We start from the raw sequence: 23014 nt of genomic DNA, 5'->3' as shown, positions 1-23014 counted from the left end.
GCGCCAACTCGGCCCATGCGGAAGGACGGAGAAGTTGTGACCCAGATACTCCAGTACGTTGTGGACACATTGAGCCTCGGCAGCCTCTACGCCCTGTACTCGTTGGGTATCGCCGTTGTCTTCGGCATCGCCCGGCTCATCAATTTCGCGCACGGCGAACTCATCATGATCGCCGGCTTCACCCTGCTGCTGCTCGACGGCTGGCCTCTGCCTCTCCGGCTGGCCGCGGCCTGTGTGGCTGCGTTGATCGCGGCCGTCCTGATGGAGCGGCTGGCGTTCCGGCCCGTCCGAGGTGCCAAGGACGACACGTTGCTGATCACGTCGTTCGCGGTGAGCTTCTTCTTGCAGAACCTGTTCATCGTCATGTTCGGGGCGCTGCCCCAGGGCACTCTGCTACTCCCCGCTCTCGGTTCCTCGTTCAATGTCTTCGGGGTCTCCATCGGCAAGCTCGACGCCGCCACGATCATGGTCACCTTCCTCAGCCTCGCGGCTCTGACGCTGTTCCTGACCCGGTCGTCGCTGGGGATCCAGATGCGCGCGTCGGCCGAGAACTTTCGGATGGCCCGCTGCCTGGGTGTTCCCGCCAACCGGGTCATCGCCACTGCGTTCGCGATCAGTGGTCTGCTGGCCGCGTTCGGCGCGGTCATGATGGTCACCCGCACCGGTCTGACTTCGCCGGTCATGGGCGTGACACCCGTGTTCGCGGCCTTCGTCGCGAACATCATCGGTGGTCTCGGGCGGTTGAGCGGGGCCGTGCTCGGTTCGTACCTCCTGGCCGGCCTGACGGTCGCCTTCCAGGCCCTCCTGCCGGTGGGCCCCCGTTCCTACCGTGACGCATTCGTGTTCGGTGCCCTGCTTCTCGTGCTGGTCGCACGGCCGAACGGACTGTTGCGGGCAGTCGCGACGGAGCAGCGAGTCTAAGGAGCGCAGATGCCCAATCCGACCAGTATCAAGCGGCAGCCACTTGTCCCACTCACGACACTGGTGGCACTGTGCGCCATCGTGACCATCGCCGTCTACGGCTCGGTCGCCCTTGGCAACGACTCACTCAATCGAGCAGTCGCGCTCGGTATGGTGAGCCTGATCGCCGTTGTCGGTCTGCACGTCTTCATCGGGAATTCCGGCGTGGCCTCGTTCGGGCACGCCGCGTTCCTCGCCATCGGTGGGTATGTGACGGCGGCCGTCAGGGTTCCGGCGGCCACCAAACAGGCGATGCTTCCCGACCTGCCGGGCCCTCAGACGACACCGTTTCTGGCCGTCCTGCTGGGAGGACTCGCGGCGGCCGTCGTCGCGTTCACCGTGGGTCTGGTGCTGATGCGACTCAACGGCCTCGCAGCGGGTCTGTCCACCTTCGCCCTGCTCTCGATCGTGTACGTCATCGCGTCGAACACTCGCAAGGTCACCGGTGGCGTCAGCGGTGTCTTCGGCGTCCCACAGACAACCAACTCGCTCACCGTCCTGCCCTGGGTCCTGTTCTCCATCCTGGTGGCCTGGGCTTTCGCCCAGACCCGGTTGTGCCTGCGGTTGAGGGCTTCCAGAGAGGACGAGGTCGCCGCCAGGTCGATCGGCATCGACGTGCTCTGGGAAAGGCTGGGTGCCTTCACCCTGAGCGCCTTCCTCACCGGGATCTCCGGCTCGCTGATGGCCATGTACCTGGGGTCGTTCAACCCGGACGCGTTCTACCTCTCGATCACGCTGATCATGCTGGCCATGCTCGTCGTCGGTGGCGTGACATCCCTGTCGGGCGCAGTCCTCGGAGCGATCTTCGTCTCCGCGCTGCGCGAGTTGCTTCGCATGGTCGAACGAGGCGTCGAAGTCGGAGGGGTGGCGATCCCGCGGTTCGAGGGGCTGCAGCAACTCGGCACCGCCGTGGTCCTTCTCCTGGTGCTCCTGTTGAGGCCCCGAGGCCTGACCGAAGGACGGGAGATCCTGCACATGGGTACGAGTTCCCTGTGGCGTCCGGTCCGAGGCCTTGTCCGGCGCCGCGACGACGCAGCGAGCCGGCATGCCGACGAGACCAGGAGCAACAGCGACGCGGAGGCAAAGGCATGAACGCCACGGTTCGCACGGAAGCGGTCAGCGTGCACTTCGCCGGAGTCAAGGCGCTCCAGGACGTCGACCTCGAGCTCGCCCAGGGCGAAATCCTGGGTCTGATCGGGCCCAACGGGGCCGGGAAGACCACATTGGTCAACGTGCTCTCCGGCTACCAGAACCCCTCCACGGGGCGGGTCTGGCTCAACAGCACCGACCTCACACGCCGTCGGCCCGCACGCCGCGCCAGGGAAGGCCTGGTCCGGACCTTCCAGAACGTGCGGCTCTTTCCCGAACTGTCCGTTCTGGACAACATCCTGCTCGGGGCCCTCGGGACCGGACGGAGGACGGCCGACGGACTGCGCCTGGCCACCTCTCTCCTCGAGTCCGCTCACCTGACGAACTGGGCGCGCACGGAGGCCCGCGCCCTGCCGTACGGCGCGGCACGGCGGCTCGGCATCGCCCGGGCCCTTGCGACACGACCGCGGTTCGTCCTCCTCGACGAACCGGCCGCCGGCCTCAACGACAGTGAGAGTGCGGACCTCGTCGAGCTCCTCAGGATGATGCCCGCGCAATTCGGAGTCGGGCTCCTTCTGATCGAGCACGACATGCATGTCGTCATGTCCGTCAGTCAGCGAATCCACGTGCTCGACTTCGGCAGGACCCTTGCTGTGGGCACGCCCGAAGAGATCAAGCTCAACCCCGAGGTGCAGCGTGCGTACTTCGGACGTCCCGTGGAGGTGCCACATGCTCAGGGTGAATGACCTGACGGTCCGATACGGCGCGGTCACCGCCGTCGACCGCGTGTCGCTCGAGGTTCCCGAGGGCAAGGTCATCGCCCTCGTCGGAGTCAATGGCGCCGGCAAGTCATCGACATTGGCGGCGATTTCCGGTCTGGTGAAGGCGGAGAGCGGCAGCGTTGAACTCGACGGAGTACAGCTGTCGCGGCTGCCGCCCGAGACCGTCGTACGCAGAGGGATCGCACTGGTTCCCGAGGGCCGCGAGATCTTCGCGAGCCTCACGGTCGAGGAGAACCTCCATCTGGGCACATTGGGACGCGGCGACCGTGGCAGCGCCAGGGAAGCCACCGAGGAGGTGCTGGAGCAGTTCCCGGTGCTCCGGAAATACCTCAAGTCCTCGGCGGGGAAGCTCTCCGGAGGCGAGCAGCAGCAACTCGCCATCGCGCGGGCCCTGCTGTCCAACCCCCGCGTACTGCTCCTCGACGAGCCGTCGCTCGGTCTCGCTCCCCAAGTGGTCGACCTGGTCTTCGACGTCATCGACGGGCTTCGTGACCGAGGCGTGACCGTGCTGCTCGTGGAACAGAACGCGACGCGAGCCATCGAACTCGCCGACTTCACCTACGTGCTCAGGCTCGGCAGGATCGCCGACCAGGGCAGCCGTGACGCGATCCTGAGCCGGACCGACCTGATCTCGCTTTACCTGGGAGGCTGAATGAACTCCGTCGTGGTGAAGAACGCCCGTTTCGTCAACGAGCCGGGTCAGCACGACATCGAAATCGAGGCAGGCCGCATCCGTCGCATCACGCCGGCCGGGGAAGGGGGCAGTGCCACCGATGCACTCGACGCTCAGGGCGGTTTGGTGACGCCGTCCTTCGTCGACGCGCACTTCCATCCGGACAAGGCCCTGACGTTCCCCCGGGTGGGACCCATGGGACAGGGTTCCCCAGTTGACTCCCTGGCCGTCGGCGCACGTATCAAGGCAGCCTTCACGGTCGACGACGTCACCGATCGGGCCAGGCGGGGCATCGAGGCCGCCGTCACGAGCGGGGTCGGAGCGATTCGAGCACAGGTGGACGTCGACTCCGCCATCGGACTGGCGGGCCTCCAGGGCATCCTCAAGGTCAAGGCGGAACTCCACGACGTGGTCGACCTCCAGATCGTCGCCTTCCCCCAAGAAGGAGTCGTCCGCGACCCTGGTGCCCTTGACCTGCTGCGCGAGGCGCTCACCATGGGAGCGGACGTCCTGGGAGGCGGTCCCGACAACGAGGGCGACCCGGCCCTCCACCGTGCACACCTGGACCAGTTGTTCGAGCTCGCGGCGGAGTTCGACGTCGACCTCGACCTGCACGCCGACATGGACGAGGACCCCAGCAGGCGCGCGCTGGAACTGATCGCGGAGCGAACCCTCGCCCATGGCTGGCAGGGCCGAGTGAACGCCGTGCACTGCTGTGCGCTCGCGGCGTACCCGGACGACCTCGCCCACCGTGTCATCGAGCAGGTCGCCCGGGCGGGCATTCAGATCTGTATTTGCCCGATCGGCAACCTTCAGCTCGTCGGGGGAGACGTCACACCGCGCGGTCGAGGAAGCTCGCGTCCCAAGGAACTGCTGGCCGCCGGCGTGAATGTGGCCGCCGGAACCGACAACCTGCACGACATGTGGTTCCGCTTCGGGAACCTCGACCCCGTGGAGACGAGCCGGATCACGTGCCTGGCCGCTGGTCTGCGCACCGACCAAGAAGTGCTCGACGGCTTCGCCATGGTGACCGACCGAGCGGCGGCCTACCTCGGCCTCGGCGGCTACGGCATCGCTCCGGGCAATGACGCGGATCTCGTGATGTTCAGTGCGGACAACCTCAGCGACGTCATGCGAGGTGCCCCCGGTACGCGCACCACCCTCAAGAGGGGCCGAGTGGTCGCCCACCGGGAGACCACCGCCAGGATGGTCCGAAGCTGAGTCCAAGTGGCAAGCAACAGTTGGCTAGCCTGGCGCACACGTGAATTCAACGGACGTCTCACGCAGAGGAAAGGTTGACCATGCAGAGGGCTTCGCGGATGTCACTCGTCGACATTGTGGTCAACGAACTCCATGCGGAGATCAAGGCGGGTCGCTGGAAGGTCGGCGACCGGATCCCGCCGGAGTCGGAGCTGGTCAACCTGCTGGGCGTGAGCCGTGTGTCCGTTCGCGCAGGTGTGCAGTCACTGGTGCATGCCGGCCTCCTGGCCACCCGCCAAGGAGACGGGACCTTCGTCGTTGCCACGGACGTGACCGACGTGGCGCTGCGCCGGCGGTTGGAGAAGGCCAGGCAGGAGCATGTTCTGCAGGTTCGGTACGCGCTCGATGTCGCTGCCGCGCGGCTCGCGGCGCTCAACCGTACCGAGCGCGATCTGCGCGGTATGACGGCCGACCTCGAGGCGCGCGTGGAAGCCTTCGCCACGCGCGATGTCGAGGCGTTCGTCGCCGCTGATGTCGCCTTTCATCTGAAAGTGGCCGTGGCAACACACAACCCGGTCCTTTCGGACCTGTACGGCAGCCTGGTCGGCACGTTGGCCGAAGCCATGCGTCGAGGCTCATGCCTTGAGACTGAGGAAGCCGCGGGCGGCGAGGCGCTGCACAAGGAACTGTTCAGAGCGATCCGCGATCGAGAGGTCGACAAGGCCGTTGACACCGCGTTCGGCCTCGTCGATGCCAGCATTTGGGAGGTCGAGACCGGGAGCGAGCACGGGAGAGGGAATCAGGACAGCTGAACCCGGCACCACTGTTCCACCGGAGAGTTCATCGAGCTGTCGTCGACCAGGGCGATGAAGGCCGCGGCCGTCAGCGGGGCACACCGGCCCATGGGCTTCGGCGCGCGACCTGCTCGCGTTGACGCGTGGGGGCCCGGCGCCCGGACTCAGCCCTCCGACGCCGCGCGCACCAGCGCGGCCATCACCCGTACGTCCTCGCCCATCTCCGGGTGCCACTGCACGCCCAGCACGAAACGGTCGCCGGGCAGTTCCACCGCCTCCACCGTGCCGTCCGTCGCACGGGCCGAGGTACGCAGGCCCTCGCCCAGGCGGTCCACCGCCTGGTGGTGGTACGTCGGGACGCACGTCTTCTCCGGCACCACGGCCGCGTACCGCGTGCCCGCCACCGGGGTCACCGGGTGGGAGCCGAAGACGCCGACGTCCTCGGTGTGGCCGTCGATGTGCTGGACGAGGGTGCCGCCGAGCGCGACGTTCAGCAGCTGCATGCCGCGGCAGATGCCGAGCAGAGGCGTGCCCGAGTCCAACGCCGCCCGGATCAGGGCGAGTTCCCAGGCGTCACGCTCCCGCGCGGGCGGCCCGGTGCGCGGCTCGCGCTCGGCGCCGTAGTGCTCCGGCTCGACGTCCGGGCCGCCCGCGACGACCAGCCCGTCGAGGCGGGCGACCACCGACGCTGCGTGGGACGGATCGTCCGGCGGCAGCATGGCCGCCAGCCCGCCCGCGGCCTGCACCAGCCGCGGGTAGACGGCGGGCAGCAGAGCCGCGGGCAGCTCCCAGACCCCCCAGGACGCCCGGGACTCCAGATAGGTGCTGACGCCGATGAGCGGCTTGCCCACTGTGTGCTCCTTCATGGTCCTCAGTCGCGTTCCCACGCGGCTTGCGCCGCCGCGAGCGCCACAAAGCGCTCCATGGAACGGATTCATACCTTTGTGCCGACGGTGGCGGGAAATCAAGCCCCGTGCGTGACGTCGCCGTGAACCGTCCGCTCACGTCAGGAAGCCGCGCAGCAACGCGGCCGTGCCCGCGCAGTGCTCGCGCATCATCTCCCGGGCGCCGTCGACGTCCCCGTCCAGCACGGCCTCGACCAGGGCGATGTGCTGGCGCTGCGAGTGCTCCAGGTTCCGCACCAGCAGCGGTATGCAGTCCAGCAGGTCGTTCACGATCGCGCGTACGGCCGCGTACTGCGCGGTGAGCGTCGGCGATCCGGACAGCTCGGCGAGTGTGAGGTGCAGCAGCGTGTCGAGCCGGCGGTACTCGGTGAGCGGCGCGTCGTGCGTGCGGGCGAGCGCGTCCCGCAGCCGCTCCGCCTGCTCGTCGGTGAGCCCGTGCGCCGCGCACAGCCCGGCCGCGCCCACTTCCAGCACCTCCCGGAACCGCAGGACGTCCTCGACGTCGACCTCCTCGATGCGGCGGCGCAGCTCGTCCTCGCCGGGGGCGGCCGCCTTCGGCAGGACGAACGTTCCGCCGTAGCGGCCGCGCCGCGACTCCACCAGACCCTGGTCCTGGAGGACCTTCAGCACCTCGCGCAGCGTCACCCGGCTGATGCCGAGCCGGTCCGCCAGCTCCCGTTCCGACGGCAGCCGCTCGCCGCCGGGCACCAGGCCCAGCCGTACGACCTGGAGTATCTGCTCAAGAGCTTCCTCGAAACCGTTCCCCGCCCGCACCGGCCGCAGCACCGGAGTCAGCGGGTCGTCCGTGAAGGCACCCTCGCCCGCGTCCGTCTGCGACATCTGACCGCACCCCTTCCCAAGCAATGGTTCTCGGCAATACCTTATAGGTCTCGGCTGACCGAAGGAGGCTTTCCCGTGGCAGACCGCACACCCCCGCTCAGCGTCGAGGAGCTTCGCGCCCTCGTCGCGAGCGGCGAGATTGATACTGTTGTCCTCGCCTTCCCCGATATGCAAGGGCGGCTCCAGGGCAAGCGGTTCGCCGCACGCTTCTTCCTCGACGAAGTGCTCCGGCACGGCACGGAGTGCTGCAACTACCTCCTCGCCGTCGACGCGGAGATGAACACCGTCGAGGGCTACGAGATGTCCTCCTGGGACCGCGGCTACGGCGACTTCGCGATGCTCCCCGACCTCGCCACCCTGCGCCGGGTGCCCTGGAACCGAGCCACCGCGATGCTGATGGCCGACCTCGCCTGGGAGGACGGATCACCGGTCGTGGCCGCGCCCCGCCAGATCCTGCGCCGCCAGCTCGAACGGCTCGCCGACCTCGGCTACACGGCCAACGTCGGCACGGAGCTCGAGTTCATCGTCTTCAAGGACTCGTACGAACAGGCCTGGGACGCCGGTTACCAGGGCCTCACCCCGGTCAATCAGTACAACGTCGACTACTCGGTCCTCGGCACCGGCCGCATCGAGCCGCTGCTGCGCCGCATCTGCAACGAGATGAGCGCGGCGGGCCTGACCGTCGAATCCGCGAAGGGCGAGTGCAATCCCGGCCAGCACGAGATCGTGTTCCGCTACGACGATGCCCTGGTCACCTGCGACCAGCACGCCGTCTACAAGACCGGGGCCAAGGAGATCGCCGCACAGGAGGGCTACGCCCTCACCTTCATGGCGAAGTACAACGAGCGCGAGGGGAACTCCTGCCACATCCACCTGTCTCTCGCCGACGCGGACGGCAACAGCCTCATGGCCGGGGACGGACCCGGCGGAATGTCCCCCGTGATGCGGCACTTCCTCGCCGGGCAACTGGCCGCGCTGCGGGACTTCTCCCTCCTCTACGCCCCCAACATCAACTCCTACAAGCGCTTCCAGCCCGGCTCCTTCGCGCCGACCGCCGTCGCCTGGGGATACGACAACCGCACCTGCGCGCTGCGCGTCGTCGGCCATGGCCGGTCGCTGCGCTTCGAGAACCGGCTGCCCGGCGGAGACGTCAACCCGCATCTCGCGGTCGCCGGCCTGATCGCCGCAGGTCTCCACGGTATCGAGCAGCGGCTGGAGCTGCCCGACAAATGTCCGGGCAACGCCTACACCGCCCGCTACGAACACGTCCCCAGCACCCTGCGCGAGGCCGCCGAACTCTGGGAGAACAGCCCGATCGCCAAGGCCGCCTTCGGTGACGAAGTGGTCGCGCACTACCGCAACATGGCCCGCGTCGAACTCGACGCCTTCGACGCCGCGGTCACCGACTGGGAACTCCGCCGCTCCTTCGAACGCATGTGAGGCCCTTCTTGTCGTACGAGCACGAGGACCACGAGGACAGGGACACGTACGTGCACGAGCACCAGGTACTGAACCCGGCGACGGAAGAAGTCATCGCGACCGTCCCGGCCGCCACTCCCGAGGACGTCGACGCGGCCGTCGCCCGCGCGGCTGTGGCCCAGACCCGCTGGGCCGCCCTCGCGCCAGCCGACCGGGCCAGGCTGCTGCGCCGCTTCGCCGCCACCGTCGATGAACACCTCGAAGAACTCGCGCAGTTGGAGGTGCGCGAGGCCGGGCATGTCATCGGCAACGCGCGCTGGGAGGCGGGCAACGCCCGCGATCTGCTCGACTTCGCCGCCGGGGGAGTGGAACGCCTGTCCGGGCGCCAGATCCCCGTCCCCGGCGGACTCGACATCACGATCCTCGAACCCCTCGGGGTCGTCGGTGTCATCGCGCCGTGGAACTTCCCGATGCCGATCGCCGCGTGGGGGACCGCACCCGCACTCGCGGCCGGCAACGCCGTCCTCCTCAAACCCGCGGAGACGACCCCGCTGACCGCCCGCCGGCTCGCCGAACTCGCCCTGGAGGCAGGCCTTCCGGAACACCTCTTCCAGGTGCTGCCCGGCGCGGGCGACGTGGCGGGCAACGCACTCGTCGAGCACCCCGGCGTCGCCAAGATCGTGTTCACCGGATCCACCCGCGTGGGCAAGGCGATCATGGCCAAGTGCGCCGCTCGCGTGAAGCGTGTGACCCTCGAACTCGGCGGCAAGAGTCCCAACATCGTCTTCGCCGACGCCGATATCGAGGCCGCGGCCGCCGCCGCGCCCATGTCGTTCCTCGACAACGCGGGGCAGGACTGCTGTGCCCGCACCCGCATCCTCGTCCAGCGCTCGGTCTACGACCGCTTCCTGGACCTGCTCACGCCCGCCATCGAGTCCGTCGTTGTCGGCGACCCGAGCGACGAGCGCACCCAGATGGGCCCGCTGATCTCGAAGGTCCAGCTGGAGCGCGTACGGTCGTATGTCAGCGACGACCTGAAGGCGATCCGAGGCAGCGCGCCCGAAGGGCCCGGCTTCTGGTTCCCGCCGACCCTCGTCACCGACGTCGACCCGGCAGCGCCCATCGCCGCCGAAGAGGTCTTCGGCCCGGTCGCCGTCGTCCTGCCCTTCGAGGACGAGGCCGACGCGGTACGGCTCGCCAACGCGACCGAGTACGGCCTGTCCGGATCGATCTGGACACGGGACGTGGGCCGTGCGCTGCGCGTGTCCGGCGCCGTCGCGGCCGGGAACCTCTCCGTCAACTCCCACTCCAGCGTTCGCTACTGGACCCCGTTCGGCGGCTACAAGCAGTCGGGGCTGGGCCGCGAACTCGGCCCGGATGCACTCGCCGCTTTCACCGAGACCAAGAACGTCTTCATCAGCAGCGTTTCCACCAGCACGAACAGCACGGAGGGCTGAGCACTCATGACCGACACCAGCAACGTCTGCCGCCGCCTCGTCGGCCGTACCGCCGTCATCACCGGTGCGGGCAGCGGCATCGGCCTCGCCACCGCGCGCCGCCTCGCCTCCGAGGGCGCGAACGTCGTCTGCGGCGACATCGACGACACCGCGGGCAAGGCAGCCGCCGACGAGGTCGGGGGCACCTTCGTGAAGGTGGACGTGACCGACGCCGAGCAGGTCGAGGCGCTGTTCAAGACAGCGTTCGACACCTACGGCTCCGTCGACATCGCCTTCAACAACGCGGGCATCTCACCGCCGGACGACGACTCGATCCTGGAGACCGGCCTGGACGCCTGGAGGCGGGTCCAAGAGGTCAACCTGACCTCGGTGTACCTGTGCTGCAAGGCCGCCATCCCCTATATGCAGCGTCAGGGCCGCGGTTCCATCATCAACACCGCGTCGTTCGTGGCCGTCATGGGCGCCGCCACCTCGCAGATCTCCTACACCGCGTCCAAGGGCGGCGTGCTCGCCATGTCGCGCGAGCTGGGCGTGCAGTTCGCCCGCGAGGGGATCCGCGTGAACGCGCTCTGCCCGGGGCCCGTCAACACCCCGCTTCTCCAGGAGCTGTTCGCGAAGGACCCGGAGCGGGCGGCGCGACGCCTCGTGCACATCCCGGTCGGGCGGTTCGCGGAGGCCGACGAGATCGCGGCCGCGGTCGCGTTCCTCGCGAGCGACGACTCGTCCTTCGTCAACGCCACCGACTTCCTCGTGGACGGCGGGATCTCGGGCGCCTACGTCACGCCGCTGTAGTCCCCTTCACTGAACGTCATCTCGTAGAGAGTCCAGGCCGGAAAGTTCGGAGCCGTCCAGCATGCGGATCCCGCTGGAGCGGCTCACCTTCACGGGAGTGCGGCGTGCCCGGGGTGACGACGGCACCGTCCTGCGCAGCAGGCGAGGTCGGCGGGTGTCGTCCGATGAGGCAGCACTGACTGTCTCATCGGACGACCTGCCGACATCGCGAGGCGGGCACGCGTGTTCGCCTGTGGGTCTGTGAGACGGTCAGACGGTGAAGTGGTGCGTGCCGGAGCCGACCTGATAGACCGTGCAGCCGTCCTTCTGGCGCAGGAACGTACCGTGCGTGTGAGTGACCGCCTCCGGAGCGGACGCGGGGATCCACACTTCGGCGGTCGTGTTGGGCGGCACCGTGCAGGTCAGGGTGAAGCGGCCGGCCTGCTGCCGCCATCGTGTGGAGACGGGCCCGTAGACCGAGGTGAACGTGGCGCGGGAGGAGGTGACGGCTTCGCCCGGACGGGGGCGGATGACGATCTCGCGGTAGCCGGGCCGGCCCGCCGAGATGCCGGCGATGTTCGCGTACATCCACTCTCCCACCGAGCCGTAGGCGTAGTGGTTGAAGGAATTCATGCCCGGGTCCTGAAAACCGCCGTCGGGCCGTATGGAGTCCCAGCGTTCCCACATCGTCGTGGAGCCCCTGTCGATCTGGTAACCCCAACTGGGGAACGAGCGCTGCTGCAACAGGCGATACGCGACGTCGGTGTGCCCCGTGTCGGTCAGGACGGGCAGCAGCCGGGGCGTGCCGAGGAAACCTGTCGAGAGGTGCCAGTCCCTGGCCTCGATCAGGGCGACGAGCCGGTCGGCCGCGGCCTTCCGCAACCCGTCCGGCATCAGGTCCATCGACAGTGCGAGGACATAAGCCGTCTGTGTGTCGCCCTTGACCCTGCCGCCGGAGGTGACGTAGGCGTTCCGGAACGCCTCGCGTACTCGTCCGAAGAGATCGAGGTACGAGGCAGGGTCCTTGCCGAGCTCCGTGGCCATCCGAGCCGCGAGGTCGGCGCTGTGCGCGAAGTACGCCGTGGCGATGACGTCCTTGGAGGTCTCGTCGTCGACGTTCAGCCAGTCGCCGTATCCCTCAGCCGGGCGCAGGAGCCGGTCGCTGTGCTTCTCCAGGTACCTCAGCCAGGCCTGGACGGACGGCCAGGCGTCGGCCAGGACCTGGCGGTCGCCGTATGCCTGGTAGAGGGACCAGGGGACGGTGACGCCCGCGTCGCCCCAGCCGGCGGTGCCGCCGCCGAGTCCGCCGACATCCGGTGCCACGTTCGTGAACGCGCCCTCCGCGGTCTGGGCGTCCCGGAGGTCGACGAGCCACTTGGAGAGGAAGCGGGCCGACTCCATCGTGTAGGCGGCGGTGGGCGCGAAGACGTTGATGTCTCCCGTCCATCCCAGGCGCTCGTCCCGCGCGGGCGTGTCCGTCGGCACGGAGAGGAAGTTGCCGCGCAGCCCCCATGTGATGTTGTGGTGCAGTTGGTTGAGCATCGGTACGTCGGTCTCGAAGTCGAGTGTGAACGGTGCTGACGTATGCATGACACGCCCGGTGACGGCCCTCGGCGAGGGAGTGCCGGGGAATCCGGTCACCTCGACATAGCGAAAACCGTGGACGGTGAAGCGGGGCTCGTAGCTCTCCTCCCCGTGGCCCTTGAGGGTGTACGTGTCGGTCGCCGACGCACTCCGCAGGTTCGCCGTGTAGACGGTGCCATCGGGGTTGAGTACCTCGGCGTGCCTGAGCCGGACGGTGCTTCCCGCGGCGCCCGACACCCGCAGGCGTACCGAGCCGACCATGTTCTGGCCCAGGTCGAACACGAAGACACCGGGCTTGGGTTCGGTCACCTTCTTCGGTGTCAGTTCCTCGGCCACGCGTACCGGACCGGCCTCCTGCGCGGCGATCAGGCCGGGGCCGATGTCGCCGGCGTCGCGCACACTGAACCAGCTCCCGTCGTCGAAGCCGGGCGAGGTCCAACCGGGGGTCTCCTTGCGCGCGTCGTACGTCTCGCCACCATGGAGGTCGGCGGCGACGATCGCCCCGGAGGCGGCCCGCCAGTCGGGGCCCGATGTGATGCGCTCACTCGTCCCGTCCGCGTACTCCACCTCCAACTGCGACAGCAGCGAAGGGTGTTCGCCGTACTGGTGAGGACCGAACATGCCGACGTCGCCCGCGTACCATCCGGGTGCGAGATACACCCCGATGGCGTTGGCGCCGGGCCGCAGGAGCGTGGTGACGTCGTACGTCTGGTAGTGGAGGCGGGTGCGGTAGTCGGTCCAGCCGGGGGCGAGATGGTCACGGCCCACACGGCTGCCGTTGAGGTGAGCCTCGTAGAGGCCGAGCGCCGTGGCGTACAGCCGCGCGCGGGACACCTTCCGGCTCCGGAGCCGGAACTCGTGGCGTACCTGGGTGACGGCGTACGTCACCGGGACGACCCTTCCCCAGGGCCCACCGCCCCACGGGGCCGCCACCCTTGCCGCCGGCCAGTCGCCGTCGTCGAATCCGAGCCCGCGCCAGTCGGCTGGAGGCTCCTGGTCCGTGGCCTTCCAGGACGCGTCGGTGACCGTCCTCTGCTCGCCGGAAACGGTATGGACCGTGAGAACGGCGATGACTCCCGCCGGGCCCGGGGACGCGTTGGTGGCGGAGACGGCGATAACGTTGTCGCCGGTGCGCACCCGATCCAGTACGTCGATCACGGCCGGGCGGCGCCAGCCGTCGTTGTCGGTCTCCAGGTCGGTACGGGCCACCTCGACTCCGTTCACGGAGACGGCGTACACGTTGTCCGCGCTGATGACGAGCGTCGCCGCGGTGATCCCGTCGGGCAGCTCCGCGGTGCCGCGGAACCAACGGGTGACCGCCGGAACACTGCTCGCCGGATCACCCTCGGGGAACCAGATCCAGGAACTGCCCTCCAGGGACGGCACGTCCGTGAGGCTCGCCGGAGCCGAAATCCAGTCGGCCGTCCACTCCCCGGCATCCATGAGGCCGGTCTCCCACCACGAGGGCTCGCTCCAGCCGGAGGCCCGGCCCTCGGCGTCCCATACGCGTACGGACCAGAAGTAGCGTGTCCGGGGTTCGAGCCCAGGACCCCCGTACGGTACGAGGACGGACTCGCCGGACGCGACCTTCCCGCTGTCCCAGACGTCCGGACGGGGCAGGCCCGTTGCGCTGGTGGCGACCCGGATCTGATAGGCGCTCTGACGCATACCGGGCTTGTCGGCGGTCAACGGCCAGCTCAGCCGGGGGCGTTGCGCATCGAGACCGAGGGGGTGCTGGACGTACTCCACGGTCGGCGCCGTGACGCGCAGGCCGTCGTGCCCTGCGTGCGCATGCGCCTGGGCAGGTTCGGACACTGGCACGGCCGCCGCCGGTACCGAGTCCAAGGTCGCCGCCGCGACTGTGGCGGCCGCTCCCGCCAGAACACTCCTCCTACTGATCACTACGACTCCTCGTCCAGGAATGGATGAATCGATTCAATGGCGTTGAGCGTGGGTAACGTAAGGGCGGGCGAGGTGAAGGTCAATCGGTGTGCAGGTACTTTCGCAAGCGTCCTAAGTTCCGCTGCCACACCGAACGAGGCCGGCACGTGACGTGGACGCGAGGTGATTGAACGGTTTCAATCACGAGTTCACGCGCAGGGCGCGGCCGGCGATCAGCTCACGCCAGACCTCGAACTTTTGCTCGGCCGGGCAGGCAACCCTGGTCCGGATTACGCCGGAGCGGCCGGGCCCGTGCCGTCGGGCGTGAAACCGGGCGTGAACGTGACGGGCAGGCGTTCGGGGCCGCGCAGACCGCCTGAACTCCACCGCAGCTCGCCCGGCGGTACGGCCAAGGCGAGACCGGGGAGGCGGCGCAGGGCACTCCCGATGGCGACCTGACCCTCCAACCGGGCCAGCGGGGCGCCCAGGCAGTAGTGGATTCCGTGCCCGAACGCGAGGTGGGCGTTGTCCCGACGGGTGATGTCCAGACGATCGGGTTCCGGGAACCGCGCCGGATCCCGGTCGGCGATGGCGGAGGCCACCAGCACGGTGGCGCCGCGCGGGATCCTCACGCCCGCGATCTCGACGTCCTCCCGCGCGAAGCGGGCGATGCCGGGATTTACCGGTCCGTCATAGCGCAGGAACTCCTCGATCGCGTCCGGCAGCAGCGCCGGATCGTGCCGCAGCAGCTGAAGCTGGTCGGGATGGGCGAGCAGCGCGGCGATGCCGCCGCTGATCAGATTGACCGTGGTGATGTATCCGGCCACCAGCAGCAGGAACGCCATGGCGATCAGCTCGTCCTCGTCCAGCCGCTTCTCCTCGTCCCGAGCGATGATCAAAGCGCTGAGCAGGTCGTCTCCGGCGTTGGCTCGCTTGGCTTCCAGAAGCTTGATCAGGTACGCGCGCATGTGCTGCCAGGCGCCGTCGACCACGGCCGGGTCGGGCAGCTCGGGACCCCGGAGGATCATGTCGTCGGTCCACCGCTGGAAGTCGTACCGGTCCATCGTGGGCACCCCGAGCAGCTCGCTGATCACGGCGACCGGTAGCGGCAGCGCGAGGTCGGCGACGAGATCCGCGCAGCCGGCCCGCACGATCGCGTCGAGCAGCCCGTCGGTGATGGTCTGGACACGGGGCCGCAGCTCGGCCACCCGGCGCGCGGTGAACGCCTTCGAGACCAGGCGACGCAGGCGGGCGTGGTCGGGCGGGTCCGCCCGGAGCATGGTGCTCAGCATGGACTCACGCTCCGTCGCGGGCAGCTGTCGCAGAAGCCGGGGGTCCGAAGCGTCGCGGACGTCGCTGCTCAGGCGTGGGTCGCGCAGCGCGGCGAGGCCGTCCTCGTAGCGCGTGACCAGCCAGGCCTCCAGGCCGCCGACGATGACCGCGCGCCGCACCGGGCCCTCCTCGCACAGCTGTCGGTAGAACGGGAACGGGTTTGCCGCGAAGGCCGGATCGGCATAGGGAAGCAGGAGCGGCTGCTCGCTCATCGTCGTCTCCCGAAGTACGTCGAAGTGCTGCTTCACGGAACGTCTGGGTTCGCCGCGGACTGCGCGGCGGATTCAGCAGACCTTCAGTGCATATGTCCCAGTATGGCGACTCCGTGATGCGCGCTGAAAGGGCCTGATGGGGTGGACCACGTGCTGTGTGGTGGGCGGCGGGCCCGCCGGAATGGGTCTCGCCCCGCTAGTGGCCCGGGCCGGAATGGGGTCACTGTCCTGACCCTTAACCGCTGACTTGTACGACGGCAGTGGTGCGCGACTGGTTCACCGTCACCGCCGGCCAACCGCACCGGTGCCGTGGATCGGCTGGCCGACGCCGGGCCATGTGCCGGGATCACACCCATAGAAGGGAGCGCTACCGTGGGCCCATGCCCCACGCCTCCGCGCTCCTCGTCATCGACATGCAGAACGTCCTGGTGGCCATCGCGTACCGGGCCGCCGAGACCGTCGCCGCCATCGCCGGGCTCCGCGAACGCGCCAGAGCCGCGGGCGTACCGATCGTGACGGTCCAGCACCAAGGCCCCGAGATGGAGGCCGGGAGCGAGGGCTGGCGCATCGTGTCCGAACTCGCGCCCGCCGCCGACGAGGCGGTCGTCCACAAGACCAGTGCGGACGGCTTCCTGGACACCGATCTCGACAAGACGCTGAAAGCGTTGGGTGTGACCGAGGTCGTCGTCACCGGGTTCGCGACCGAGATCTGCGTGGACACCACGGCGCGGCAGGCGCTGAGTCACGGGTACGACCTGGTACTGGTCGCCGACGGGCACACCACGTCCGACCGGACCGGTGCGGGCGAGTACGTCTCGCCGAAGCAGTCGATCGCGCACCACAACGAGATCTACCGGCACATCGACTTTCCCGGGCGGAGTATTCGTGTACTGCCCATGTCCGAAGTGGACTTCGCTGCGGCAGGCGACGGCCGCCCGGACGTGGAAGCCGTCATACGCGCAGTCGTCCACCTCCAGCAGGCCCGCCCCGCGTAGTTCGGCGAGTAGGGTCTCGCGCGTGCGCGACCAGACCCCGGCTTCGGTCCGGTCTCGCAAGCGGTGCCGAGTGCGCGTGCGCGGCACGTCTCCGCGCGATCCGGGCACGGCGCGAGACGACGACCCGCAGCCCTTCGCCCCTCCGGACGGCATGCGCGACGGACACGCTGGACATACGGGCACGCTGGACATCCGGTGCAGGCCGTCGAGGCCAGCAGGAGTGGGTTCGCGTCCCAGGCGGCCGCGTGTGGAAACGCGGTCGACGGACGCCTCGTGTGTCCACTACCGTCCGTGGCTGTGAGCAGCAGACTCCGTGAGATCGCGGCGCGCAACGCCCGCATCGCCGAAGAAGGTTCCTACCGGCTGGAGGACGGTCGCAGGGTCGAGGTGCGTGAGACGCTCGCCGCGGCCCGTTCGGGGACCGTCAGCTACACCCCCGCCGCCTTGCGGCAGCTCGCCGCCGAGCGGTTTCCGCTGACGCACCGTACCGCCTTCACGGTCACAGCGGAGAGCAGCCTGCAGGCGGCACGCCGACTGCATCTGGCCGGGTCCGGACACATCGCGGTCCTCAACTTCGCCTCCGCCCGCAACCCCGGCGGCGGTTACCTCGGCGGCGCACGTGCGCAGGAGGAGGATCTGTGCCGCACCTCTCTGCTGTATCCGTGCCTGCTTGAGGCTCCCGACTACTACGAGGCACACCGCGCGTCCACGGACCTGCTCTACAGCCACCGCGTGATCTGGTCGCCCGCGGTCCCGGTGCACCGGGGCGATCGCGGTGAGTTGCTGACCGAGCCCTACCCCGTGTCGTTCTTGACCTGCCCGGCACCCAACGCCGGGCAGGTACTGCGGCGCGACCCGGGCGCGGGCGAGGGGATCGCCCGGGCGCTGAGCGAGCGCGCCGGGCTGGTACTCGCGGTCGCCGCCCACCACGGGGTGAGCGAGTTGGTGCTGGGTGCGTGGGGATGCGGCGTGTTCCGCAACGACCCGGAACAGGTCGCCGACGCCTTCCACGCGCACCTGGCGGCCGACACGGGCGCGTACCGGGACGTGTTCGCGAAGGTCGTCTTCGCGGTGTGGGACCGCACGCCGCAGTCGCCGAACCGGGCCGCCTTCGCCGCCCGGTTCGGCGGATAGCCGGCCGCCGCGGGCGCTGTGCCCGCGGCCGCACAGGCCGGTCCCGCGTCCGCTGCTACGAGTGCCGTGCCGGGCAGGCGCCGGCCGTGCTGCGGGGGAGGGCACGCCCGACGGCCGAACGCCATTGGGACACCGACCACATGCGACGACCCTGCCCTCACGACCCTGCCCTCTGGCACGCCCGGACTCCAGCGCATTACGCGCTCCCGTGAGCCGCCGTGAGCTGCCCCGGTCGGGGCATCTGCGGCCACACCAGCAACACGTCGCTCACACCGCCCTGTTGACGCGTGTCAATGATGATCATAGGCTCCCTCGCCGTCGGCTCCGGCGCGCACCCGGAATCCGGATTCCGTCCGTCTGCGCGCGGCCGCCCCTTGTCGACCCGTCGACGGCGGGTCCGGGGCCGCTGCTCGACAGCACCACCTGCACCGCCCCGTACCGACGACTCCGGGAGCAGCAAGTGAGAAGACGTCGTGCGGCCGCCTGGGCCGCCTCAGCAGCCATCACCACCCTCGCAATGACCGGCACACTCGCCGGACCCGCCACCGCGGCACCCGACACCACATCCGGGTCCTCCACCGCGGGGCAGGACCGGTCGGAGGTGGCGACCGCGACCGACCCCGTCACGCATGAGGAGAACGACCGCGTCCCGGAGGGCTCTCTCTGGACGCAGCACTACTTCCCTTCCTCGGACGGCAGCGGGGTCGAACTGCACGCCGACGTGCTGCGGCCGGCGGGCCTGCCGGCGGACGCGAAGACGCCGGTGATCCTGTCGGTGGGCCCGTACTTCTCCCACGCGGGGGAGAGTGCTCCCGCGGGGTGGGACCGGGTCGGGCCATCGGCGCGCTTTCAGGATTTCATCGACGGCGCGCGGCTCATGGAGCGTGGATACACCTTCGTGATGGTGGACCTGCGCGGCTTCGGTGGCAGCACCGGGTGTCTGGACTTTCTCGGCCCGGGGGAGCAGGCCGACATCAAGGCGGCCGTCGAGTGGGCAGCGAGCCGGCCGTGGTCGACCGGCAAGGTCGGCATGTACGGCAAGTCGTACGACGCCAACACCGGGTTGGCGGCCAATACCCTCAAGCTCAAGCCGCTGCGGGCGATCGTCTCCCAAGAACCGACGTGGAACAGGTACAACTACCTGTACAGCAACGGGGTGCCGCGGTCCAACGTGACCAGCACCCCGCGGAGTTACTACTCGATCGCGACGATGGCGCCGCTGGCCGACGACAGCGACCACTACAAGGCGAACGCGGGGTACGAGAAGAACCACCCCGAGTGCGAGACTGACAACCTCACCAACACCCAGAACCCCGACCCGAAGTCGCCGTTCTGGCGGGCCCGCGATTTCGCCTCCCGCGCCGCCGGATCCCAGACGCCGCTGTTCGTCACGTCGGGCTTCATCGAGGACAACACCAAGCCCGAGGAGATGCAGAAGTACCTGGCCAACCACCAGGGTCCGCAACGCGGTTGGCTCGGCCAATGGGAACACGTTCGCGGTAACGAGACCAATGCCAAGGGCCAGCTCAAGATGGGACGGGCGGGCTGGTTCGACGAGGTGATGCGGTTCTACGACCAGTACCTGCGCGGCATCGAACCGTCGGTGACCGACCCGGCGTTCTCCCTCGAGGACAGCCTCGGCCACTGGCGCGCCCAGCCGACCTGGCCGGTGACCAACGACTCGTACAAGGTGCGGCTGGCGCCCGGGCGGTACGTCGACGACGGCGGCAAGGCGCAGAAGGCCGCCCTGTCGATGACGGCGCCGGAGTCTCAGGGTGCGGACATCGAGGACGCGACTCAGGCCGGCTCGCTGACGACTGAGCAGACGAGTGCGCTCAGCGCCGACGCACCCGCCAACAGTTACTGGACCTGGTCCACGCCCGCCGCTGAGCAGGTGCGGATCACGGGCAGCCCGCAGATCACGCTGAAGACCAGGGGTCAGGGCAACGTCTGGGCCCGGCTGTGGGACGTCGCGCCGGACGGCACGGCGACGATGTTCAACGAGAACGTCGCACTGCTGGAAAGCAGCGGATCAACCTTTTTCGCCCTGAAGGCGACGGACTGGACCTTCGAGCAAGGACACCGGCTGGGGGTCCAGATCGGAACCATCACCTCAAACGGCTGGCGGAGCGTTCCCTCGGGTGAGACGATCACGGTCTCCGACGCGCGGCTCGCCCTTCAGGTGCAGGACCCGCGGTTCGACTCGCCGACCCAGGGTGACCGCTCGCCGTACCTGGACACGTATGTGAGGGCGAACACCACCACGCTGAACAACGTCGGCACCCCCACCTTCCCATTGGGCACCTCGAAGAACGGATGACCCAGCGGCTGCCCGGCACCCGACTGTGCGGGTGCCGGGCAGCGTGTCGACTCGGTCGGCCGGCGGCCCAGTCCTGGGGCGAACGCTTCGGAGGGAGCCCGCTCTCTCGCATGACAGCGGCTCGGCTGCGCGCCCTGGCCCGCGACTCCTTCGAGGCGCCCTTCCTTGACGACGACGAGGCGCGTCGTGCGCGTCGTCTCGCCGAGGTCGAGGCCACGTCTTCGAGACGGCCGGGGCGGAGTAGCGCTCCCGCTCCTCAGCGGGTGCCCGGGCCCGCCTCCACGGGGGCGAGTCCGCGAGGGCCCGCGGTGCCGAACGCCTGCCGGTCCGGCGCCGGTCCGGCGACCGGCACCTCGATCTCGACGACCGGCTGTTCCGGGGCACCCACCTGGGGCACCGTGCCGGACGCGGTGCCTGTCGTGGCCGCGACCACCGCGGCCGGGGCGCCGCCCCGGCGCCGGACCGCACCGGAGACGAGCGGCCGGCCGCCGGCGTGCAGGGCGACCGCCGTCAAGGGCAGCGCAAGCAGGAGCAGCCCGGCGCCCAGCACCAGGCCCATCGCCGGGTAGCCGGCGCTCGCGGACAGCAGGCTTCCGACGAGCGGGCCGCACGCGGTGCCCAGGGAGGACGCGGATCCGGCCAGCACCGCCCAGCGGCCGCGCGGGTCGAGTGAGGCCGCCAGTCCGATGAGGTAGGAGAGGACGATCGGGTAGACGGTGTTCCAGGCGATCTCGCCGGTCGCGAACGACGGCAGGTCGTCCGCCGAGGCACTGACCGCGATGCAGCAGGCGATCAGTGCGGTGCCCGCTCCGATCGGCAGTGCCCGCCCGAGCCGCGCGCCGAGCGCGCTCGCGCCGATGACGCCGAGCAGCCCGGCGCCCAGGGCCGTGGCGAAGACCGCGCCGACGGTGACCTCACTCAGCCCTGCCTGATCCAGGCCGATGCGGCCGCTCACACCCCACAGCGAGTTCTGCGCCATGGACCAGAACAGCATCGAGCCGGCGAGGACGAGTCCCGCGCGGCGGTAGGGGAGCGGGCCACGCGGCGCCGCCGTGTGACCGGGCGCCACGGCACCGGCGAGTCGGCCCGTCGCGGGCCACACCAGCAGCGCGGTCAGCGCGATCGCAGCGAACGGCAGTCCGTGTCCGGACCCGAGGTGGGGGATCGTCAGATACACGGTGCCGGCGAGCCCGGAGACGCTCAGCAGCCCGAAGGTCGAGGTGCGGTGTGGGTCGCGCTGGGCCGCGATGCCCGACGCGGCGACCGTCGTCGCCGTGCCCGAGCCGAAGCCGCCCGCAATTGCCCCGGCGACCACCACCGGCACACTGTCCGACAGGGCCGCACAGCCGTAGCCGAACGCCGCGAGCAGCAGCCCGGAGCGGGCCAGACGCCGTGGCCCGAACCGCTCGACGCGCGCCGCGAGCGTGAAGCCCGCCGTGGCCGAACTCAGCAGCAGCGCACTGCCGACGAGCCCTGCCTGCGCGGGCCCGAGGCCCAGCCGGTCACCGAGGCGGCCGACGACGGTGGGCAGCAAATAGGGCGCGAGGTATCCCGCCATGAAAAGGGCGACGAGGGGCCAGGAGGAACCGCGCGAGAGCGCGGGCGCGGGGGAGGACACGGGCGTTCCCAGGGCATGCGAAAGCGACAGGGGGAGGGTGGAGAAAGAAGGGGGGATGGGCGACCGTCGACGGACAGGAACGCGAGGCAATTTGTATCAAGCGCGGGGGTGCGCAAAAAAGGCAGGGTGATGTGATCTGTATCACGTTGTGTTTGGCAGTGAGAGCCCTGGGCAGAAGTGACGCCCCGTCTGGTCCGGTGGGGCGTGTTCGTGCAGGTCAGCTACGGTTCAGAGACGGAGTGGGCAAGGCACGGTGGTGGGGGACGGGCCCGGCGTCAGCCGTGATCGCAGGGGTCGTAACCTGCTCGGGTGGACGACTCCTCCTGCTTCTGCCTCCTGTGCGCCCCTCCTCCGGACGGCCCGGCCTGGGAGGAACGTGATGGCCGCATAGCCGCAAGCGTTTCCGAGTTCGGCTGGCACGTGATGGGTGTCGGCGCCGGGGGCGATGCGCCGGCGGACTGGGCCTACTCGATCGGCTTGTGGCACACCCTGCGCAGCCCTGAGGTCTGCATCTTCGGCCTGCGGGTCGAGACGATGATGCCCATCCTCAACGTTGCCGGCGGAGAGATCCGTAACGGTCACCCACTGGAAGCCGACCAGGTGCGTGACGACGTCCTGAACGGCTACGCGGTGACCGTCCGGCCGGTCCACCCGAGCTGGTACCAGGACTTCTTCGGTGCCGGGATCGACTACTACCAGGCTCCTCCGCTTCCGGTCATGCAACTGTTCTGGCCGGACAAGGAAGGCCGCTTCCCCTGGGACGACCAGGTGGAAGACTACTGCCGCGCGAGCCAGCCTCTTCTGTGGATCTCAAAGGAGGAAACCAGCGGACCGTGGGCCGATCTCGACTGAGGCCGACCCTCGGTCCTGGGCGACATGGCCTGGTGATGAGCCCCGCTTCAGGAGTTCGATCCGAGGCTGCCCCTGGCGGGGAGGCCTGGCATTACCGCGGCCAGACGGGAGTGCTCGTGTACACCCGTGTCCGGCGCCGTTGATGCCAGTCGTTGGTGTCAGGCTCCGTCGGCGGGCAAGTGGCGTGTCTCGGACT

General features: G+C 69.3%; 17 protein-coding genes and 2 pseudogenes. 13 read left to right on the top strand and 6 right to left on the bottom strand.

Annotated features, from left to right (window positions below):
- Positions 1-15 precede the first annotated feature (15 nt).
- The 6 genes from ACIQMV_RS25315 to ACIQMV_RS25290 all read left to right on the top strand — a co-directional run bounded on the left by ACIQMV_RS25315 (position 16) and on the right by ACIQMV_RS25290 (position 5516).
- Entirely contained in the window at positions 16-921 is a 906-nt protein-coding gene (locus ACIQMV_RS25315; RefSeq protein WP_402595763.1) for a branched-chain amino acid ABC transporter permease, read from the top strand.
- 9 nt (positions 922-930) lie between these two features.
- Positions 931-2052 (top strand): branched-chain amino acid ABC transporter permease, encoded by a 1122-nt coding sequence (locus tag ACIQMV_RS25310; protein WP_402595761.1) that lies wholly within the window; start codon positions 931-933, stop codon positions 2050-2052.
- Positions 2049-2795, top strand: a complete 747-nt coding sequence (locus tag ACIQMV_RS25305; protein ID WP_402595759.1) for an ABC transporter ATP-binding protein — start codon at positions 2049-2051, stop codon at positions 2793-2795. The genes ACIQMV_RS25310 and ACIQMV_RS25305 overlap by 4 nt, the downstream gene beginning before the upstream one ends.
- Entirely contained in the window at positions 2779-3483 is a 705-nt protein-coding gene (locus tag ACIQMV_RS25300; RefSeq protein WP_402595758.1) for an ABC transporter ATP-binding protein, read from the top strand. The genes ACIQMV_RS25305 and ACIQMV_RS25300 overlap by 17 nt, the downstream gene beginning before the upstream one ends.
- Positions 3484-4725, top strand: a complete 1242-nt coding sequence (locus ACIQMV_RS25295; RefSeq protein ID WP_141367645.1) for an amidohydrolase family protein — start codon at positions 3484-3486, stop codon at positions 4723-4725. It begins immediately after the preceding gene.
- A gap of 98 nt (positions 4726-4823) precedes the next feature.
- Positions 4824-5516 carry a FadR/GntR family transcriptional regulator gene (locus tag ACIQMV_RS25290; protein ID WP_253266519.1) on the top strand — a complete coding sequence of 231 codons (693 nt, stop codon included), beginning with the start codon at positions 4824-4826 and terminating at the stop codon, positions 5514-5516.
- 146 nt (positions 5517-5662) lie between these two features.
- Here ACIQMV_RS25290 and ACIQMV_RS25285 read toward each other — a convergent pair whose 3' ends face one another.
- Both ACIQMV_RS25285 and ACIQMV_RS25280 read right to left on the bottom strand, forming a co-directional pair.
- Positions 5663-6364, bottom strand: a complete 702-nt coding sequence (locus tag ACIQMV_RS25285; protein WP_402595755.1) for a gamma-glutamyl-gamma-aminobutyrate hydrolase family protein — start codon at positions 6362-6364, stop codon at positions 5663-5665.
- 135 nt (positions 6365-6499) lie between these two features.
- Entirely contained in the window at positions 6500-7243 is a 744-nt protein-coding gene (locus tag ACIQMV_RS25280; RefSeq protein WP_402595754.1) for a FadR/GntR family transcriptional regulator, read from the bottom strand.
- A gap of 75 nt (positions 7244-7318) precedes the next feature.
- Between ACIQMV_RS25280 and ACIQMV_RS25275 the strand changes: the two genes are divergently transcribed.
- The 3 genes from ACIQMV_RS25275 to ACIQMV_RS25265 are packed head-to-tail and all read left to right on the top strand — an operon-like array spanning position 7319 to position 10911.
- Positions 7319-8683: a glutamine synthetase family protein gene (locus ACIQMV_RS25275; RefSeq protein WP_402595752.1), complete on the top strand. Its 1365-nt coding sequence runs from the start codon at positions 7319-7321 to the stop codon at positions 8681-8683.
- Between the two features lie 8 nt (positions 8684-8691).
- Positions 8692-10119 carry an aldehyde dehydrogenase family protein gene (locus ACIQMV_RS25270; RefSeq protein ID WP_402595750.1) on the top strand — a complete coding sequence of 476 codons (1428 nt, stop codon included), beginning with the start codon at positions 8692-8694 and terminating at the stop codon, positions 10117-10119.
- A gap of 6 nt (positions 10120-10125) precedes the next feature.
- A complete protein-coding gene (locus tag ACIQMV_RS25265) occupies positions 10126-10911 on the top strand; it encodes a 3-oxoacyl-ACP reductase (RefSeq protein ID WP_402595749.1) in 786 nt (261 codons plus the stop codon).
- A gap of 249 nt (positions 10912-11160) precedes the next feature.
- On the opposite strand, the gene ACIQMV_RS25260 is transcribed toward ACIQMV_RS25265, so the two are convergent.
- Both ACIQMV_RS25260 and ACIQMV_RS25255 read right to left on the bottom strand, forming a co-directional pair.
- Positions 11161-14376, bottom strand: a complete 3216-nt coding sequence (locus ACIQMV_RS25260) for an alpha-L-rhamnosidase (RefSeq protein ID WP_402595748.1) — start codon at positions 14374-14376, stop codon at positions 11161-11163.
- A gap of 269 nt (positions 14377-14645) precedes the next feature.
- Positions 14646-15899 carry a cytochrome P450 gene (locus tag ACIQMV_RS25255; RefSeq protein ID WP_402595746.1) on the bottom strand — a complete coding sequence of 418 codons (1254 nt, stop codon included), beginning with the start codon at positions 15897-15899 and terminating at the stop codon, positions 14646-14648.
- 335 nt (positions 15900-16234) lie between these two features.
- On the opposite strand from ACIQMV_RS25255, the pseudogene ACIQMV_RS25250 reads away from it, so the two are divergent.
- A pseudogene (locus ACIQMV_RS25250) lies at positions 16235-16636 on the top strand (cysteine hydrolase family protein); the annotation flags it as partial.
- A gap of 195 nt (positions 16637-16831) precedes the next feature.
- Here ACIQMV_RS25250 and ACIQMV_RS25245 read toward each other — a convergent pair.
- Positions 16832-16957, bottom strand: a pseudogene (locus ACIQMV_RS25245) (IS5/IS1182 family transposase); the annotation flags it as partial.
- A gap of 234 nt (positions 16958-17191) precedes the next feature.
- On the opposite strand from ACIQMV_RS25245, the gene ACIQMV_RS25240 reads away from it, so the two are divergent.
- Positions 17192-18028 (top strand): TIGR02452 family protein, encoded by an 837-nt coding sequence (locus ACIQMV_RS25240; RefSeq protein ID WP_402595745.1) that lies wholly within the window; start codon positions 17192-17194, stop codon positions 18026-18028.
- Between the two features lie 460 nt (positions 18029-18488).
- Positions 18489-20348, top strand: coding sequence for a CocE/NonD family hydrolase (locus ACIQMV_RS25235; protein ID WP_402595743.1), 1860 nt, complete (start codon positions 18489-18491; stop codon positions 20346-20348).
- Positions 20349-20604: 256 nt separating this feature from the next.
- On the opposite strand, the gene ACIQMV_RS25230 is transcribed toward ACIQMV_RS25235, so the two are convergent.
- Entirely contained in the window at positions 20605-21906 is a 1302-nt protein-coding gene (locus tag ACIQMV_RS25230) for an MFS transporter (protein ID WP_402595834.1), read from the bottom strand.
- A 369-nt stretch (positions 21907-22275) separates the two neighbouring features.
- Here ACIQMV_RS25230 and ACIQMV_RS25225 point away from each other — a divergent pair, with 369 nt between their 5' ends.
- A complete protein-coding gene (locus tag ACIQMV_RS25225) occupies positions 22276-22818 on the top strand; it encodes a DUF4262 domain-containing protein (RefSeq protein ID WP_402595741.1) in 543 nt (180 codons plus the stop codon).
- The last annotated feature ends 196 nt before the right edge of the window (positions 22819-23014 follow it).

It is taken from the genome of Streptomyces sp. NPDC091412, assembly GCF_044756885.1.
In the GTDB taxonomy this organism is placed as follows: Bacteria; Actinomycetota; Actinomycetes; order Streptomycetales; family Streptomycetaceae; genus Streptomyces.
The sequence above is the reverse complement of the archived record's forward strand: the minus strand, read 5'-3'. Positions and strand labels throughout refer to the sequence as shown.

Bases quoted from the DNA above. Each gene is read 5' to 3' on its own strand.
- ACIQMV_RS25290 (WP_253266519.1), top strand. From the start codon at position 4,824: ATGTCACTCGTCGACATTGTGGTCAACGAACTCCATGCGGAGATCAAG.
- ACIQMV_RS25230 (WP_402595834.1), bottom strand. From the start codon at position 21,906: ATGGCGGGATACCTCGCGCCCTATTTGCTGCCCACCGTCGTCGGCCGC.
- ACIQMV_RS25305 (WP_402595759.1), top strand. From the start codon at position 2,049: ATGAACGCCACGGTTCGCACGGAAGCGGTCAGCGTGCACTTCGCCGGA.
- ACIQMV_RS25300 (WP_402595758.1), top strand. From the start codon at position 2,779: ATGCTCAGGGTGAATGACCTGACGGTCCGATACGGCGCGGTCACCGCC.
- ACIQMV_RS25280 (WP_402595754.1), bottom strand. From the start codon at position 7,243: ATGTCGCAGACGGACGCGGGCGAGGGTGCCTTCACGGACGACCCGCTG.
- ACIQMV_RS25265 (WP_402595749.1), top strand. From the start codon at position 10,126: ATGACCGACACCAGCAACGTCTGCCGCCGCCTCGTCGGCCGTACCGCC.
- ACIQMV_RS25255 (WP_402595746.1), bottom strand. From the start codon at position 15,899: ATGAGCGAGCAGCCGCTCCTGCTTCCCTATGCCGATCCGGCCTTCGCG.
- ACIQMV_RS25295 (WP_141367645.1), top strand. From the start codon at position 3,484: ATGAACTCCGTCGTGGTGAAGAACGCCCGTTTCGTCAACGAGCCGGGT.
- ACIQMV_RS25310 (WP_402595761.1), top strand. From the start codon at position 931: ATGCCCAATCCGACCAGTATCAAGCGGCAGCCACTTGTCCCACTCACG.
- ACIQMV_RS25315 (WP_402595763.1), top strand. From the start codon at position 16: ATGCGGAAGGACGGAGAAGTTGTGACCCAGATACTCCAGTACGTTGTG.
- ACIQMV_RS25285 (WP_402595755.1), bottom strand. From the start codon at position 6,364: ATGAAGGAGCACACAGTGGGCAAGCCGCTCATCGGCGTCAGCACCTAT.